Source organism: Paraburkholderia caffeinitolerans, assembly GCF_902859945.1.
GTDB lineage: Bacteria > Pseudomonadota > Gammaproteobacteria > Burkholderiales > Burkholderiaceae > Paraburkholderia > Paraburkholderia caffeinitolerans.
Genome location: NZ_CADIKL010000017.1, coordinates 72,206 through 87,940, shown reverse-complemented (window position 1 = coordinate 87,940; position 15,735 = coordinate 72,206). Strand labels below are relative to the sequence as shown.

The 15,735-nt window shown below is 61.7% G+C and carries 15 protein-coding genes; 5 read left to right on the top strand and 10 right to left on the bottom strand.

Features of this window, described 5'->3' with window-relative positions; translation table 11 throughout:
- Positions 1-134: 134 nt before the first annotated feature.
- Positions 135-1,193, bottom strand: coding sequence for a beta-keto acid cleavage family enzyme (locus tag HV773_RS18305; RefSeq protein ID WP_175196240.1), 1,059 nt, complete (start codon positions 1,191-1,193; stop codon positions 135-137).
- 110 nt (positions 1,194-1,303) lie between these two features.
- On the opposite strand from HV773_RS18305, the gene HV773_RS18300 reads away from it, so the two are divergent.
- Positions 1,304-2,308, top strand: coding sequence for an AraC family transcriptional regulator (locus tag HV773_RS18300; RefSeq protein ID WP_246282331.1), 1,005 nt, complete (start codon positions 1,304-1,306; stop codon positions 2,306-2,308).
- Positions 2,309-2,335: 27 nt separating this feature from the next.
- Here HV773_RS18300 and HV773_RS18295 read toward each other — a convergent pair whose 3' ends face one another.
- The 8 genes from HV773_RS18295 to HV773_RS18260 all read right to left on the bottom strand — a co-directional run bounded on the left by HV773_RS18295 (position 2,336) and on the right by HV773_RS18260 (position 10,911).
- Entirely contained in the window at positions 2,336-3,604 is a 1,269-nt protein-coding gene (locus HV773_RS18295; RefSeq protein ID WP_175196238.1) for an MFS transporter, read from the bottom strand.
- A gap of 26 nt (positions 3,605-3,630) precedes the next feature.
- Positions 3,631-4,713 (bottom strand): sugar phosphate isomerase/epimerase family protein, encoded by a 1,083-nt coding sequence (locus HV773_RS18290; RefSeq protein ID WP_175196236.1) that lies wholly within the window; start codon positions 4,711-4,713, stop codon positions 3,631-3,633.
- 148 nt (positions 4,714-4,861) lie between these two features.
- Positions 4,862-6,349 (bottom strand): MocR-like pyridoxine biosynthesis transcription factor PdxR, encoded by a 1,488-nt coding sequence (gene pdxR / locus HV773_RS18285; protein WP_175196234.1) that lies wholly within the window; start codon positions 6,347-6,349, stop codon positions 4,862-4,864.
- The gene (locus HV773_RS18280) at positions 6,346-7,008 is read right to left on the bottom strand and encodes an HAD family hydrolase (RefSeq protein ID WP_217481918.1); all 663 of its coding nucleotides are present in this window, start codon (positions 7,006-7,008) and stop codon (positions 6,346-6,348) included. The genes pdxR and HV773_RS18280 overlap by 4 nt, the downstream gene beginning before the upstream one ends.
- A 22-nt stretch (positions 7,009-7,030) precedes the next feature.
- Positions 7,031-8,047, bottom strand: a complete 1,017-nt coding sequence (locus HV773_RS18275) for an ABC transporter ATP-binding protein (protein ID WP_175196231.1) — start codon at positions 8,045-8,047, stop codon at positions 7,031-7,033.
- A 10-nt stretch (positions 8,048-8,057) separates the two neighbouring features.
- Positions 8,058-8,828, bottom strand: coding sequence for an ABC transporter permease (locus tag HV773_RS18270; protein WP_175196229.1), 771 nt, complete (start codon positions 8,826-8,828; stop codon positions 8,058-8,060).
- On the bottom strand, positions 8,818-9,702 hold the full coding sequence (locus HV773_RS18265; RefSeq protein WP_175196227.1) for an ABC transporter permease: 885 nt from the start codon (positions 9,700-9,702) through the stop codon (positions 8,818-8,820). The genes HV773_RS18270 and HV773_RS18265 overlap by 11 nt, the downstream gene beginning before the upstream one ends.
- 156 nt (positions 9,703-9,858) lie before the next feature.
- A complete protein-coding gene (locus HV773_RS18260) occupies positions 9,859-10,911 on the bottom strand; it encodes an ABC transporter substrate-binding protein (protein ID WP_246282330.1) in 1,053 nt (350 codons plus the stop codon).
- 264 nt (positions 10,912-11,175) lie between these two features.
- Between HV773_RS18260 and HV773_RS18255 the strand changes: the two genes are divergently transcribed.
- The 3 genes from HV773_RS18255 (at position 11,176) to HV773_RS18245 (ending at position 13,836) form a co-directional block, all read left to right on the top strand.
- Positions 11,176-11,928, top strand: a complete 753-nt coding sequence (locus HV773_RS18255) for a UTRA domain-containing protein (protein WP_175196225.1) — start codon at positions 11,176-11,178, stop codon at positions 11,926-11,928.
- Between the two features lie 166 nt (positions 11,929-12,094).
- A complete protein-coding gene (locus HV773_RS18250; protein ID WP_175196223.1) occupies positions 12,095-13,078 on the top strand; it encodes an ABC transporter ATP-binding protein in 984 nt (327 codons plus the stop codon).
- Positions 13,075-13,836, top strand: coding sequence for an ABC transporter permease (locus tag HV773_RS18245; protein WP_175196221.1), 762 nt, complete (start codon positions 13,075-13,077; stop codon positions 13,834-13,836). Before HV773_RS18250 ends, HV773_RS18245 begins: the two co-directional genes overlap by 4 nt.
- Positions 13,837-13,848: 12 nt before the next feature.
- Here HV773_RS18245 and HV773_RS18240 read toward each other — a convergent pair whose 3' ends face one another.
- Positions 13,849-15,186, bottom strand: a complete 1,338-nt coding sequence (locus tag HV773_RS18240; RefSeq protein ID WP_175196220.1) for a tryptophan leader peptide — start codon at positions 15,184-15,186, stop codon at positions 13,849-13,851.
- A 194-nt stretch (positions 15,187-15,380) separates the two neighbouring features.
- On the opposite strand from HV773_RS18240, the gene HV773_RS18235 reads away from it, so the two are divergent.
- Positions 15,381-15,647, top strand: coding sequence for a hypothetical protein (locus HV773_RS18235; protein WP_175196218.1), 267 nt, complete (start codon positions 15,381-15,383; stop codon positions 15,645-15,647).
- Positions 15,648-15,735: the final 88 nt, after the last annotated feature.

The window sequence follows — 15,735 nt, the reverse complement described above, 5'->3', positions numbered from 1 at the left end:
TGGTGACTCGTCCCCGCCCGCCGTGCAGGCGGGCGCCTTTAGATCGACTCCAATGCTATTTAATTAGAATTGCTTATTTCATGGAGAGATCGTTGGCACGCCGCACGCGAGCGCGGCATGCCCGGTTCCACCGATCAGGCGATCTTGCGCAGATGGCCTTGCTGTCGGCCGGCGCGGTTCGGCGCGAAGCCGTTGGCTTCCAGGGATTCCTCCACCGTGTCGTAGAACACGCCGATCTTGCTGATCTCGCGCGCTTCTTTGGCGGTGGCGATCGGACGGCCGAACTCGCGCGAGATGCGCACCAGTTGCTCGATCTGCGCCGCCGTGCCGATCTTGGCCGTGCGCGACTGGTTCCACAGATTGTCCTCAGTGCCCGTGCGCACGTGCAGGCCCATGGCGATACCCATCATGTTCACCGGCAGCACGTTGAGCACCGAGCTTTCCACCGTCACCACCGCGCCATCGGGTACCGCACGCATGAAGTTGGCCAGGCTGTAGACGTTGGGCACGTCCATGCCGCCGCCGATGGCGACCCAGTTCATCACCAGCGGGCCCTTATAGATGCCGCGGCGCATCAGGCGCTCCACCGACTCGAAGCTGTTGATGTTGTAGCACTGGAACGCGCTCTGAATGCCGGCGGCCGTCAGGCGGCGGATATGCTCCTCGGCCCAGCCCGGCTGCGCCGGCACCGTCATCTCCTTGTAGGCGTTGAACACCGCCGGGTCTTCCATCGACGTACCCTGGATGTCACGCGCATCGAATTGCTCGAGGACATTCATCTGCGAGGTGTTGATCGTCACCGTCACCTGGTCGGGCTTGGGGTCCAGCTCGGCCAGCATGTGGCGCGTGTCGTCCGAAAGCCACTTGGCGGCCGCGCCCTCGGATTCCGGCGCGAAACTGATCGAGCCGCCCACCTGGATGATCATCTCCGGCACGCGCGCGCGCACCCCGGCAATCAGCTCGTTGAACTTCGACAGGCGCTTGCTGCCCTTGCCGTCCAGCTCGCGCACGTGCAGGTGCAGCACCGTCGCGCCCGCGTTGTAGCAGTCCACCGCCTTCTGGATCTGATCCTCCATCGTGACCGCGATTTCCTCGGGGAAGTCCGAGGGCAGCCACGACGGCGCATAGGGCGCGGCCGTAATGATCAGCGGTTGCTGGTTTTCGGGGAAGAGGTGTCCGTCGAGAAAGTTCATGGCGTGTCTCCTGGATGAGCAGGTAAATGATAGTGAGTAGAAGGATATCGCCGCCAGATCGACCTCGATGTATCATTTGGGACATTCGATGTCGAAATTGGGACACCGCCATGCAGCGATACATGCTCACGATCCGCAGTGCCAGCCTCACGGGCTATGCGGACCTCGCTCGCCACGTGGGGCTGGATCCCGCGCGCATGCTGCGCAGGGTCGGCTTGAATGCACGCGATCTCGTGGATCCCGATACGCCCATCAGCACCGACGCGGTCCGCGAACTGCTGGAAAACAGTGCCGCAGCAGCGAATGTGGAAGATTTCGGCTTGCAGCTGGCGATGCGCCGCCGGCTGTCCAATCTGGGGCCGATCAGCGCCGTCATGAGCGAAGCGCCCACGGGGCGAGATGCGCTCGAGAGCCTGTGCCGTTACATACGCCTGATTAATGCGTCGCTGCTGACCCGCATTGAAGATTATGGCGATGCCGTCTTGATTCGCGAGAACATTCTGATGAGCGACAAGAATTCGGTGCGGCAATCGATTGAGATGGCCGTTGGCGTGCTTTATCGGAGCATGGAGGAACTGCTCGGGCCGAACTGGCGGCCGCGCAGCGTCTGCTTCGAGCACCGCCCGCCGGACGGCGCGACCTGTCACAAGACCTTCTTCAGATCGGCGGTCGAATTCAATTCGAGTGTCAATGGCATCGTATGCCACGCCAAGGATCTGGCCGCCTATCGGGCTGGCGGCGACTCGCAGATGGCGCTCTATGCCCGCCGCTTTCTGGATCAGGCGTTATCGGGCGCCAACGAAAGCACCACGCATACCATTCGTCAGGTCATCGTTGCGATGTTGCCCAATGGCCGATGCACGGCCGACCAGGTGGCGAGGCACCTGGGCGTGGACCGGCGGACTTTGCAGCGGCGCCTGTCCGCCGAGGAGACGAGCTTTTCGGCGCTGCTTCAGGTGATTCGCTGCGAACTCGCCTCGAGACAGATCCGCGATAGCGACCGCTCGCTCTCGGAACTCGCGGATCTACTCGGTTTTTCCAGTTCGAGCGCCTTTGCTTTCTGGTTCAGAAAGCACTTTGGCATGACGGTTTCGAACTGGAGGGAGGCGCAGTAGATTGCGAAGGCGCCTGCGCCACTTTCGCTACGCCGCCGTAGCGGGGCGCGCGGCCCGGCCCGTGCGCGTGACGCGCGCCAGCACATTGGCCACGCAAATTCCGATCAGCGCCATCGCAGTCATCAACCCAAACACGTAGTGGTAGCCCGTCACCCCCGGAAACGCATCCAGAAGCGCGCCATAGATCATGAATGCGAACATCCCAGGCGCATAACCGACGAGGCAGGCAACACCAAAGGCGGCACCGCTGATTTCATTGGGAATCCCGGCCTCCTCCATCGGCGCCCAGAACACGCCGCGCATCGTGAAGACGATCAGTGAAAAACCCAGTGTGGCAATCATCCCGGCGATCATGTAATCGGGATTTCCGGGCAGACACAAGATCACCGCCATCATCGGGATCAGCGCAAAAAATGCCGCGCGGATGTAGCTGATCGCGCTGCCGAATTTCTTGTCGGAGAGATAGCCGCCCAGCGGGCCGCCCAAGATCTTCAAGCCGTACTGATTGATAATGCCGTAGGCGCCGACGAGGCCGACCGGCAAACCGTACACGTACTTGAGATACGGAATGAAATAGGTCAATCCGCAATACACCACGTACACCATAAAGACGTTCAGGCTGACGAGCCACAGTTTCGGCAGACGTATCGCCATTTTCAACGCTGCCAGCCCCGAGATTTGCGAAGCATTACGCTCGGCCGGCGCGTGCTTGTCGGCGCCGCTGAGCAGGAAGAACGTCAGCACGCCAACCAGGATGTCGATCACCGAATACATCAAGATCGCCGCCTTGAACCCGCCCGGGCCCGAGCCCATCACGACGAACAGTCCGAGCGCCGAAAATGCCACCAGCGTATCGATCACCCCGCGGCCGCCTTCCAGGAAGCCGAACATGCGTCCTTGCTCATCGCTGTTGCCAAGATTGCGAATCGCCTTGAGCAGCGCGGGCCAAAACAGGCAGTCGGAGCAGACCGCCAGCGCCGCGAACAGGACGAGCAACTGGTTGTAGCCCGGGAACGTGCTCAGATAAATGCCGATAAGGCCCGCGCCGACCATCCCCAACGAAATGGTCCGGCGCGCCTGAAATCGATCGGACAGATAGCCCCCAACCACGAACAGCGCGGTCGCAAACAACGAGTTGACGCTCAACAGCACGCCGATCTGCGCGTTGCTCAATCCCAGGTACTGCTGCATCGGCACATAAAACGCATCCTTGAGGTTCGCCAGCTTGTAGACTGTCCCGCCCCCCATCACAAGCACTACGAACTTAAGCCATTTCATCCTGTCAATCGACTTCATTGTCTTCTCCATGTGATCGTTCTATATCAGCAGCCGGATGTCGTCCCGGCCGTCTGCAAGCGCAATTCGGCGAGCTCGCGCAAACGCAGCAGTAGCGCTCGCGTGTACCGGATCTGATTGAAGGCCCAGCGAGGCTCCTGCTCGAGCAGCGCCTCCCGGCTGAGGCCGCCGGGAATGCCCGTTTCACTCATTTCCCGGTACGGTATGAATGGATCGTCTGCTTCGCTCATCTGGCGAAACATCGGTGCGTAATAGTGGTTTTCCTGTTCGAGTGCGAAGGCAATGATTTGCGGCTTCGACTCGCCGAGCATCAGCAGTTCGCACAGCATCCGCGCGCCGGGAAGATCGTCGTCCGCGCTGCCCTGCAACACGCCGCGATGGCCGAAGCCGTCGGCTTCCTTCAGAATCCGCACACCCTTCATGTGAACCTGGCCGATGTATGGCGCCAGCTCGCGCAATGCGTCCATCGGCGATTCGCATGCGTTGATCATGTTGCCGAAATCGAACAGTGCATGCAGGCGCGAGTGCCCGACCGTGCGCAACAGATCAGCGATCTCTGCGCTCTTCAGTTCCTCGTGCTGCTCAAAATAGAAATGCAGACTATGGCGATCGGCGAGTTCCGCGAGGTAGCGCAGGTCGGCTTCCACGCGCTTCATCACGTCGGACAGCAAGCCCTCGTAACGCGAATACACGCGAATGTGTTCGACCGCCATGATCCGCGCGATGCGCACGACTTCGTCTACGTCCGGACGCCGGGTGCTACTGATCTCGAGATGCACGTCCAGGCCGAGCCGGCTCGCGTGAGCCGCCACCTCGCGCAGTTGCGAATCGGACATTTGCCCGAGGCTGCGCTCCTCGCCGTCGAGCAAATGAATGCAGATGCCGTCCAGTTCGTGTCGATACGCGTGATCCAGCAGATCGCAAGGATGAAAGCGCCCGTAGGTGAAATTGCCCAGCATGGTGTACGCGTGCGCGAACAGGCGCACGCTGTCGATACGCTCGATCAGCTTGCGCGCCAGCGCCGGGGTGAGCTCGGGAATACGCGCGGATTCCTCGGCATCGAGATTCTGGCCGATCAGCGTCGCGAATCGGGACTGGATGAGGGGCATTCGAACTCCTGTTGAGGACGGATGCACGAGAGGAGCACATCCAGAATGCCGCCATTAAATCATCGTAGCGGACCGATCGTTAGAGCCATTAAATAGCGCTCCGACATGTCCATTTTGAGCCGCCGCCCATCACTGTGGGGCACGACCGTCACGCCAGGCCCAGTTGCTTCAACGCGTCGGCCATGCGCGCCACCGCCCGTCGCATATTGGCCTCGGCCGTGCCCGCAAAGCCAATGAGCAATGCGGGGCGCTGCCTCTGCTCCAGGCAGTATTCGCCAAGCGCATACGTGTAGACGCCGCGTTGCGCGAGTGACCGGGCGACGTGCAGATCGTCGACTTCCTCGCTCAGCCAGCCAAGCACATGCATGCCGGCATCGACCGGCCCGGCGCTCAGGCAGTGTCCGAGTTGGCTCCCAAGCTCGGTCAACAGCGTATGTTGCCGCCGTTGATACAACCCGCGCGTGTGCCGGATATGCGCCTGCAGATGGCCTTCGCGGATGAAATCGGCCGCAACCGCCTGCATGAGCGTGGAGGGGCTGCGCCCGATCACCGTGCACACCGCGGCGAACGGGGCGACGAGATCTTTCGGCAACACCACATAGCCGAGCCGCAGCGATGGAAACATCACCTTGCTGAGCGTCCCGACATAAATAACATGCTCGTTCCGGTCGAGGCCGAACAGGGCCGGCAGGAGCGGCCCGCGGTAACGCAGCTCGCTGTCGCAATCATCCTCGATGATCCAGCTCTGCGAATCGCGCGCCCAGTCGATCCACTCCATGCGCCGCCCCAAACTCATGGTCATGCCGAGCGGATGCTGCCTCGACGGCGTGACAAACGCCAGACGCGCGCGGGGATGGCGGGCGATGCCAAACGACACGTCGGCACCCTGTTCATCGAGCGCGACGCCGTAGAGCCGGCAGCCTTGCGCCTGAAACGCGAGGCGGGCCGCAATATGGCCGGGGTCCTCGACCCATACCGCGTCGTCCGGATCGAGCAGCAACATGGCGAGCACGTTGAACGCCTGCTGAGCGCCCGACGAAATGGCGATTTGATCGACCTCGCAGTCCAGCCCGCGAACATCATTCAGGTAATTGGCAATCGCTTCGCGCAACGGCCGGTAACCGAGCGGATCGCCGTAGCCGAGCAAATCGATGTCGCGCCGCGAGCCGTGGCGCGACAGAAGACGCTTCCAGACGCGCACGGGAAATTCTTCGAACGCGCCCTGACTGGAGATGAACGATTCCGACTCGTCCGGCGACCACGACTGCGGCGCCCGGCTGAACAGGTCGCCTCGCGCGGAGATGGTTGCAGCGCCCCGCGCGGACAGATGTGGCCGTTCAGGCGCAGGTTGCGGCCGTTGCTGCGCGCTCCACTCGTCGGCAACATAGGTGCCGGCGCCAATACGCGAGCTTAAAAATCCTTCCGCAACCAATTGATCGAACGCGTTGACGATCGTGATACGCGAAACGCCGAGTTCGCGAATCAATGTGCGCGTGGAGGGCAAACGCGTACCGCTGGTCAGCCGACCACTCAGAACTTGCCTGCGAATCTGCAGATAGAGCTGCCGATGCAGTGGAACGTCGCTTGTCCGGTCCAGCGCAATGTCGGCCAGTAATACACCACCCGGCACTTTCACTGTTCAATCCCATCCCGTTGCCTGCTGGCCGGCAGCCAGTGCAGCACACGCCAGCCGCGCTCCACGGCGATTGCGTGTAACGTCGCGTCCGGATTCACCGCGTGGCCATGATCGACTGCCGCAAGCATCGACACATCGTTGAATGAATCGCTATAGCCGTAACTCCCGTCGAGACTTTCGCCCTCGGCGTTCAGCCAGGTGCGCACACGGGATACTTTGCCTTCGCGATAGCTGAGTTCGCCATAGGTATCGCCGGTATAACGCCCGTTTCGTGTTTCCACTCGAATCCCGATCGAGTCTTGCACGCCGAGACGATTCGCAATCGCGCTGACGAGGTGCTCGCCCGTAGCCGACACAATGAGCAGCCGGTCCCGCCGGGCGCGATGCCATTCGAGCTGACGCAATGCTTCTGGAAAAATACGGGGCAAAACGACGCCTTCGACAAATTCCGCCATCCAGGCCGCAACCACTTCTTGCATCAGCCCGCGTATCGGCTCCAGCGCGAAACGCACGTATTCGCGCATGTCGACACGGCCTTCGCGATAGGCCTGCAACAGGGCCTCTTCGCGCGGCAGCATCTCGCTCGGAGCGCGGCCTCGCTCCACGAGATAGTGCAGCCACAGGTTCGCGCTGTCGCCGTCGACGAGCGTGTCGTCCATATCGAAAATGCCGAGTGCCATCTCAGTGCACCTCTCGCATCTGCTGCGGGTCGACCGCCAGCGCAACGAGCGTGCCGGGCGCGAAGAGCTGATCCTCGCGCTGATTGAGCCTGTCGACACGAAGCATAACGCCGGACGATTCCACCTGATAGCGAATCACGTTGCCGAGCAACTGGCGATGCCGGACCGTTCCCGTAAGCGGCGCAAGCGGCTTCGCGCTCACGACCTCCGTGAGCGGCGCAACCTGAATAGCCTCTGGCCGAATCGCCAGATGCCCATTGATCGTCATATCGAATAGCGCATGCGCGTCGCCCGGCGAGAGCATGTTGTAATTGCCGATGAAACGGGCCACGAATTCCGAAGCCGGCCGCGCGTAGATGGTCTCCGCCTCTCCTTCCTGCACGATGCGCCCCTGATCCATCACGAAGATGCGATCGGAAAGCGTCAACGCTTCCTCCTGATCGTGAGTCACGAAGATCGTCGTGACGCCAAGACGCGACTGGATGTCACGAATCTGCTCGCGCAGCGAGCGGCGAATGCGTGCGTCGAGCGCGGACAGCGGTTCGTCGAGCAGCAATATGCGCGGCTCGACAATGAGCGCACGCGCGAGCGCGACACGCTGGCGCTGCCCGCCGGAGAGTTCGTGCGGATACTGATGCTCCTTGCCGCCCAGCGCGACGAGACGAATGGCATCCACGACCTTGCGCGTGCGCTCGTCCGCCGCCATCTTCTTGAGCTTGAGGCCGAACTCGATGTTTTGCGCAACCGTCATGTTCGGAAACAGCGCGTAGCTTTGAAACACCATGCCGATCCCGCGTTTTTGCGGTGCCACGCGCGTGATGTCCTCGCCGTCGACGCGGATAGAGCCCGCGTCGACATCGGTCAGTCCCGCGAGACTGCGCAGCAGTGTCGACTTCCCGCAGCCACTCGGCCCAAGCAGCGTGACGAATTCGCCTTTGCGCAACGAGAAGCTGATATCGCGAAAGACCGGCGTCGTGCCGTATTGCTTGGTCAAGCCGTTCGCTTCGACGTAGTTCATGGTGGTCGTCCTATTTGCTGAATCGCGCGGTAAGCCAGGTCAGAATCAACGCGGTAAAAAAGTAGCTCATGACAATGGCGCTGGTGAAGTGGCCACTCGTCTGGCGTACGTTGTACAAATAGACTTGCAGCGTTTCGTAATGAGAACCCGCGAGCAGATTGGCAAAGACGAAGTCGCCAAGCAAAAACGCAAATGACAAGAACAACGAGGCCATCAGTGCCTTGCTCAAGTTCGGCAGAATGATCTTCACGAAGGCAAGCGAGGTGCTCGCGCCAAGCAGATGCGCCGCATCCATCAGGTCGCGGATGTTCATGCTTGCCATGCTGTTCGCCATCGCGCGGTACATGAACGGCAAGGCGATCGTGAAATAGCAGCCGAGCAAGATCCACGGCGTGCCGTTAATCGCAAACGGCCCGTCCGCGTAGATATTGAGCAGCCCCACCGACGTCACGACCGGCGGCACCGCGAACGGAATCAGGATCAGTGCGCTCATTACCTTGTCCAGACGCGGAAACCGGTAAAAGACCACGAAGGCCGTGGGTACGATGATCAACGCGCTGAGCGCGAGCGCGCCCAGGCACACGGCCATCGAACGGCCGAATGCAGCCATGAACGCCTTGTCATGCAAGAGTTGCCAGTACCAACTCAGCGAGAGGTCGTCCGGCAGGATCGTAGCGCCCCAATGCCTGGACAGCGAATACAGCAGTGTGGCGAGTATCGGCGCGGCCAGGATCGTCACGAGCACGCCGACGACGGCGCGATGGTAAATGTCAGCGCGCATGACGAGCCCTCCGGTTCAGCAGCCACTGGTTGGCGACGGTCACGACCAGCAAGAGCAGCATCAGCAGCACCGAAAGCGCGGCCGCCATGTTCGGATCGAGGAACAAATCCCCCGACACGAGGCCCGCGATACGCACGGTGATCAGATTGAAGTTCCCTTGGGTCAGCGCATAGGCGCTTGCATACGCACCGATCGCATTCGCGAACAACAGGATGAACGTGCCGAAGATCGCGGGCGCCAGCACCGGCAGACCGACATCGCGCCAGTATTGCCAGAGCTTCGCGCCGAGCAGGGACGCCGCGGCCTGCCAGTCGTCGTCGAGTGCGTCGAATGCCGGGTACAGCAGCAAGATGCCAAGCGGAATCTGGAAGTACGTGTAGATCAGAATCAGCCCGTTGATCGAATAGAGATCGAAGTGCTTTGCCAGCCCCCACGCCTCGAAGAGCAGCGTCAGCGATCCGTTGGTGCCGACGAGGATGATGAACGCGAACGCCAGCGGCACGCCGGTCAGGTTGCTAGTCATGTTCGCGACCGACACGACCAGCCGCCGCAGTCTTCCCGGCACGCGCCTCAACGAGGCGGCGCCGAAAATTGCGATCACGAGGGCAAGCGCGCTCGACCACAGCGAGATGCGCAGGCTGTTCTCGAACGCCTGCCGATAGAAAGGCGACGACAGAATTTCCGCGTAGTTCGCGAGCGTGAAGCCTTGCGTGGTTTGCACACTGTTGGCGATCACCCAGACCATTGGCGCGAGACAGAACAGCGTGAACACGACGGCAAATGGAATCAGCCAGATCGCGGCTATCCCATGCCGCCATCGAATGCGTGCGCGTTCGGCAGGCTCGCCGGCGACGACGAGTGAGGAGGTTTTCATCACAAAGGAAACTCCGGTTCACGAAGTTGGAGAGGCAAGCGTTCGACCGTACCGGCGCCCGAACGCATCTTTCGGACGCCGGCCACTGAGTCGCCGGCCAGCGCGTGCGCGACTTCGTTCGACTCGTGCGCTGTTTCGGCCGGCGGCGCGCTTGCGTTACTGCATGTTCACCATCACCACGTCCTGCCACTGGCGCGGCAGTTTTTTGACCGACTCATCCCACGCGGCAAAATCCTGAATCGGCTTCACGGACTTGTACTCGCTCGCGGGCAGCAGTTTCGCCTGCACGTCGGGCGGGAACTTCACGGACGTGCGAATCGGGCGCGCATAGCCGCGCGCGAGATTCAATTGCCCCGCGTCGCTCAGCACGTATTCGCGGACCAGCTTCGCGGCATTCGGATGCTTCGCATACTTGTTGATGATGAGCGTATAGCCGGTGGTCACCGAGCCGTCCGAGGGAATGTTGACCGCGAAGCGCGAAGGATCGATCCGGTCGCGATAGCTAAGCGCCGTGAAGTCCCAAAGAATGCCGACTTCGATTTCGCCCTTTTCCAGATTGGCGAGACTCGGGTCCACGAGCGACAACCGCCCCTGCTTCGCCAGTTCGGCGAACAGCTTGAGGCCCGGCATCAGGTTCTTCTCGCTCCCGCCCTGCGCGAGCGCGGCTGCCAGAACCGCGCTGTTCGCACGTGCCGCGACGCCAACGGCCCCGAGCGTCACCTTGTACTTGCCGGACAGCAGATCAGCCCAGGTCTTCGGCGGATTCTTCACGAGCCGGGTGTTGGTGATGAACGCGATCGTGCCTGTGTAGTCGACGATACAGTTCCCGTCCTGGCTCTTCGCCCAGTCCGGAATGTCGTTCCAGGTGCCCGGCTTGTAGGGCTGCGTCACCCCCCGCTTCACCGCAAGTGGACAGAAGCTCTGGCCCACGTCGCCTATATCGGCTGTCGCATTGCTTTTCTCCGCGTCGAACTTGGCAATTTCCTCGGCCGAACTCAGATCCGTGTCGTGGTGGTCCAGTCCATAGTTATGCGTCAGTTGAGCCCAAGTGTCCTTCCAATTCGCCCAGTCGTCGGGCATGCCGACGCTATAGACCGCCCCCTCCTTCTTCGCTGCCTGCGTGAGCGCATTCAAATCCCCCACCGTGGCCTGCGCCGCGCCGGCGCAAACCATGACCCCAATGACACCCACAAGTCGTTTCGCTTTCATGACGCCTCCCATCTGGTCCAGTCCAGTTGTCGACATGCGCAGAACATATCCGGTGGTAATATCAGTGTCAATGGCTTTTCGCATCTCACCGGCGCAGCCCGACCGGAATCCGAAAATCCACGTTATGTCATTGAATTTTCATTATTTTATGCAGCGTCCGGCGGCAGTGCTCCCAGCGCAATCTGCCCATCGAGATGATCGTCTCGCAAGACGATTTCCTCAGATAAAATGCGGATCGTTGCATCAAAATTTGGAGTAGTCCAAGTGGCAGAATCTGAGCGCAGCACCACTCTCGCGGCCCAAGTCAGGCAGTCCATCGAGATGCAGATCGACAGCAAGCTGCTGTTGCCGGGCGCGAAACTGCCGTCCGAGCGAGAGCTTTCGGAACTGTTCGACACCACGCGCACGACGGTGAAGGAAGCGCTGGTGGCCATGGAAGCGGAAGGACGGATCTATTGCGAGGACCGGCGAGGCTGGTTCGTTGCGCCACCGAGGCTGATTTACAACCCGCTCTACCGCTCGCCGTTCCATCAAATCGTCACCGATCAGAAGCGCCACCTCGAAACGCGGGTGCTGCTGTCGCGCACGATCGTGGCGACGCCCTCGATCTGCCAGAACCTCGAGCTGCCAACCCTGTCGCGCGTCCACGAAATCCATCGGCTGCGCAAACTGGACGGCCGCGTCGTGATGCTGGCAAAGCACTATCTCAAGCCAGAGAAGTTTCCACGGATCTTCGAACACGACTTGAGCCAGTCGCTGACGACGCTGTACCAGCAGAGCTACGGCATCCGCTATGGCCGCTCGCGGTTCGAGATCAATCCGACTGCCGCGTGGGGCGAGGTCGCCCAGGCGTTGATGCTGACGGAAGGCAGCCAGATTCTGATGATTTCGAGCATCGTCTACGATCAGAACGATGAGATAGTCGAGTTCGAAATCGAGCACTGGCGGCACGACGCGGTTCGCATCATCGTCGACAGCCAGGAGCTCGAACGCATCAAGGCGCGAGCGCAGGAGTGACCGGCGCCCGATGCGCGGTACGTGTTCAAATTGCACATCCGCCCGAGTGGAATCAACACCCTGCATGCGTGAGCGTTGAACTGGCCTTGCCAAGGCTCTGAGTGCTCGACGCGCCATGCCTTTCCGGCCCCGGCGAGCGCGCAGGCTTTCTGGTAATGTCACGCCCATGCAAACGATCCTCTCCGTCGAGAATCTCTCGAAAACCTATGCGTCGGGATTCCGCGCGCTCAAGCACATCAACCTGAACATCCAGCGCGGCGAGATTTTCGCGCTGCTGGGGCCGAACGGTGCGGGCAAGACGACGCTCATCAGCATCGTCTGCGGCATCGTGAATGCGAGTGAAGGGAGCGTGCGCGTCGCCGGTCACGATATCGTCACGGATTACCGCGCTGCGCGCTCGCTGATCGGCCTCGTGCCCCAGGAGCTCACGACCGACTCGTTCGAAACGGTCTGGGCCACCGTCTCGTTCAGCCGCGGCCTGTTCGGCAAGCCGGCCAATCCCGCGCATATCGAGCGCGTGCTGCGCGACCTGTCGCTGTGGGACAAGCGCAACAACAAGATCATCACGTTGTCGGGCGGCATGAAACGCCGCGTGCTGATCGCGAAGGCGCTCGCGCACGAGCCGCAAGTGCTGTTTCTGGACGAGCCCACCGCGGGCGTGGACGTCGAGCTGCGCCGCGACATGTGGGAACTCGTGCGCGGGCTCAAGGCCAGCGGCGTGACGATCATCCTGACGACCCATTACATCGACGAAGCCGAAGAAATGGCCGACCGGATCGGCGTCATCAACGGCGGCGAAATCATGCTGGTCGAACAGAAGGACGCGCTGATGCGCAAGCTCGGCCGCAAGCAGCTGACGTTGCAGCTCGAAGCGCCGTTGAGCGCCATTCCGGCGGAGCTTGCAAGCTGGGGGCTGGAGCTGGCCGATGGCGGCGCCGCGCTCACCTACACCTACGACGCCGAGCACGAACGCAACGACATCATCACGCTGCTCAAGAACCTGAGCGAGGCCGGCATTGGCTTCACGGACCTGCAAACGAGCCAGAGTTCGCTGGAGGAGATCTTCGTGAGTCTCGTTCACAAAGACCCCGCGGCCTCGACAAATCCCGCCGTTGCGGATAACAACAAAGCCCAGGTGAGCACCCGATGAATATCCACGCCATTCGCGCCATCTACCGATTCGAAATGGCGCGCACCCGGCGCACGCTGATGCAAAGCATCGTCGCGCCGGTGATCTCGACTTCGCTTTACTTCATCGTGTTTGGTTCCGCAATCGGTTCGCGCATCAAGGAAGTGAACGGCGTCAGCTATGGCGCGTTCATCGTGCCGGGCCTGATCATGCTGTCCCTGCTGTCGCAAAGCATTTCGAACGCGTCGTTTGGCATCTACTTCCCGCGCTTCACAGGCACGATCTACGAACTGCTGTCCGCGCCGGTGTCGTATCTGGAAATCGTGATCAGCTATGTCGGTGCGGCCGCAACCAAATCGGTGCTGCTGGGCGTCATCATCCTCGCCACCGCGGCGCTGTTCGTGCCGATCCAGATCCAGCATCCGTTCTGGATGGTGCTGTTCCTGCTGCTCACGGCGATAACTTTCAGCCTGCTCGGCTTCATCATCGGCATCTGGGCCGACAACTTCGAGAAGCTGCAAATCGTGCCGCTGCTGATCATCACGCCGCTGACCTTCCTCGGCGGCAGCTTCTACTCGGTCGACATGCTGCCGCCGGCGTGGAAGGTGGTCACGCTGTTCAACCCGATCGTCTATCTCATCAGCGGTTTTCGCTGGAGCTTCTACGGGCTCGCTGACGTCGACGTCAGCGTGAGCCTCGGCATGACGGCCGCGTTTCTCGCCGTGTTCCTCGGGATCACCGCGTGGATCTTCAAGACCGGTTATCGCCTGAAAAGCTGAGCAGCAAACTCGTCAGGCCGGCAGCGGTCCCGGCGAGTCTTCCTGCGGGACCTCGCGCTTGCCGTCCAGGATGTACAGCTTTTCGGTCAGGTCGGGGAAGCCATGACCCGCCGCGCGCAGTTCCCCCACGAGCCGATGCGCGGCGGCCCTGCAATGCGCGAGCGTCTCATGCAAACGCGGCTCCGCCTGCAAACCGGCCACCGCCTTCTCCAACTCGGCCGGCGATTCGCTCAGCAGCGCGGGCACCACTTCTTCCGCGGGTATCAGCGAGCCGTGGCTCAATAGCTGGCCGGTCCAGTCGCAGCCGTACAGCAGCGCGCGCCGTTCGGCCTTGCGCGCCTCGTCCTGGTCGAGTGCGGCGAGGCTGTTGCGGTTCTTCTGAATCTCGGCGCGCCACGTCGCCAGAATGTCGGCGCGCAGCGCCCCGACCGCGTCGCCGAGCGGCGCATTCTGCCCGCCCGCCACCAGGCGGCGCTCATCGAGCCGGTCCACCTGTTCCCGGAAGTTTTCGAGGTACGACTGCCAGTTCAAGGGCAGCGACGGCTTTTCGAAGAATGCGTGGCGCACTTCATTAAGTTCGTTGCGAATATCCAGCAGCGCCTGGTTGTCGGCAATGCGCGCTTCATGCACGTCGTGGGCCGTCACCATCTGCCGGTGCAGCGGGAACAGCGGATTGCCGTGGCGCCGCTGCAGATGCCGTTCGGCAGCGCCCGGGCGGGCGCTCCATTTCCAGTTCGGCAGCAGTTTCGAGTCGAACTCGACGGCCTGGATCATCGGCCGGAACAGCACCAAGGCTTCCTCGGTGGCGTGGCGGAAGCAGTCCGCCAGCTTGTAGTCATTGCCTTGCAGCGGCGCGCCCGCATCCCCCGCATACGGGGACTCGGGCATGAACCTGAGCGCGCCCGTGGCCAGAAAGAACTCCATCGGCAGTTCCACGGCCTGGCCTTCCTGGCTGAAGGTGCGTTGCTCGGCGGAGATAGACTCGACGGAGCGCGCGAGGCGGCTTTCGAGGTCGAGCAGCGCGTCGATGGCGTCGCCCGACGCCGGCTGCGCCGCATCGGCGAGCAGACAGAAGGTTTCGCGCGCCATGCGCGCCGCAATGGCGCCGTGCTTGCCGGCGAACAGCCAGAACCAGAGGGCGAGTTGATAGCCCTTCACGGAATTGCGGGCCGTCGCTTCGACGTTGGGGGCGAATACGATGCCGGGCGCGGACCAGTTCGCGAACGGCGGGGTTCCAGCGCCCAGGTACATGCCCAGCAGCTGCCGTATCGATTCATGCGTCTCGGTGGGCCAATTGTGCGTCTCGGCCTCTTCGTGGCGCTTCTCAGCCTTCCAAAACCTCCAGTCCATCCCGTACCTCGCAAGAAGAGCAAGCGTATTCGTGCTACGCGGTGCGCGCGATACTTCCACAATCCGCCGGAGGCGTAAACGAATGTTGCTCTTCGTTACTTCGTTCCCGCGCCGTGCCAGGGATATTCCCAAGTTTGCGTGAAATGACCGCCGTGCGACGCTATCTCCCAGTGCCATTCCCTACGGAGGCAGGCATGCAAGCTGAGACGCGCAAGAATGCAAGGGTCGCCGCTTTTCTGAACCGGTCGGCGTTGTGTTTGCTGATATTGCCAGTTGCGTGTCTTGCCTGGGCGCTCCAGGCGTACCCGCCTCATCACGCCTATTTGCTTAGCTTCGCGCTGGGCACCTGGGTGTGGACGTTCGCCGGCGTTCTCTTTGTGGTCTCGGCGACCTTCCACGTCGACACTTCCGATCAGCATATCGAACACGACACCGGATTCCGGGAAGCACACGGGCACTGATTTTTCCGTGTGCGGTGCAAGCGGGCGGCCCTCACGCCAGTGACGGCCACCCCGCTTTGGCACCCGGCATGGGTGCGTAGTCACTGTG

Excerpts from the sequence above, each read along its gene's own strand:
- HV773_RS18250 (WP_175196223.1), top strand. The coding sequence starts at position 12,095 with ATGCAAACGATCCTCTCCGTCGAGAATCTCTCGAAAACCTATGCGTCG.
- HV773_RS18260 (WP_246282330.1), bottom strand. The coding sequence starts at position 10,911 with ATGAAAGCGAAACGACTTGTGGGTGTCATTGGGGTCATGGTTTGCGCC.
- HV773_RS18245 (WP_175196221.1), top strand. The coding sequence starts at position 13,075 with ATGAATATCCACGCCATTCGCGCCATCTACCGATTCGAAATGGCGCGC.
- HV773_RS18300 (WP_246282331.1), top strand. The coding sequence starts at position 1,304 with ATGCAGCGATACATGCTCACGATCCGCAGTGCCAGCCTCACGGGCTAT.
- HV773_RS18270 (WP_175196229.1), bottom strand. The coding sequence starts at position 8,828 with ATGCGCGCTGACATTTACCATCGCGCCGTCGTCGGCGTGCTCGTGACG.
- HV773_RS18305 (WP_175196240.1), bottom strand. The coding sequence starts at position 1,193 with ATGAACTTTCTCGACGGACACCTCTTCCCCGAAAACCAGCAACCGCTG.
- HV773_RS18275 (WP_175196231.1), bottom strand. The coding sequence starts at position 8,047 with ATGAACTACGTCGAAGCGAACGGCTTGACCAAGCAATACGGCACGACG.
- HV773_RS18240 (WP_175196220.1), bottom strand. The coding sequence starts at position 15,186 with ATGGACTGGAGGTTTTGGAAGGCTGAGAAGCGCCACGAAGAGGCCGAG.
- HV773_RS18235 (WP_175196218.1), top strand. The coding sequence starts at position 15,381 with ATGCAAGCTGAGACGCGCAAGAATGCAAGGGTCGCCGCTTTTCTGAAC.
- HV773_RS18265 (WP_175196227.1), bottom strand. The coding sequence starts at position 9,702 with ATGAAAACCTCCTCACTCGTCGTCGCCGGCGAGCCTGCCGAACGCGCA.
- HV773_RS18280 (WP_217481918.1), bottom strand. The coding sequence starts at position 7,008 with ATGGACGACACGCTCGTCGACGGCGACAGCGCGAACCTGTGGCTGCAC.
- HV773_RS18295 (WP_175196238.1), bottom strand. The coding sequence starts at position 3,604 with ATGAAGTCGATTGACAGGATGAAATGGCTTAAGTTCGTAGTGCTTGTG.
- HV773_RS18290 (WP_175196236.1), bottom strand. The coding sequence starts at position 4,713 with ATGCCCCTCATCCAGTCCCGATTCGCGACGCTGATCGGCCAGAATCTC.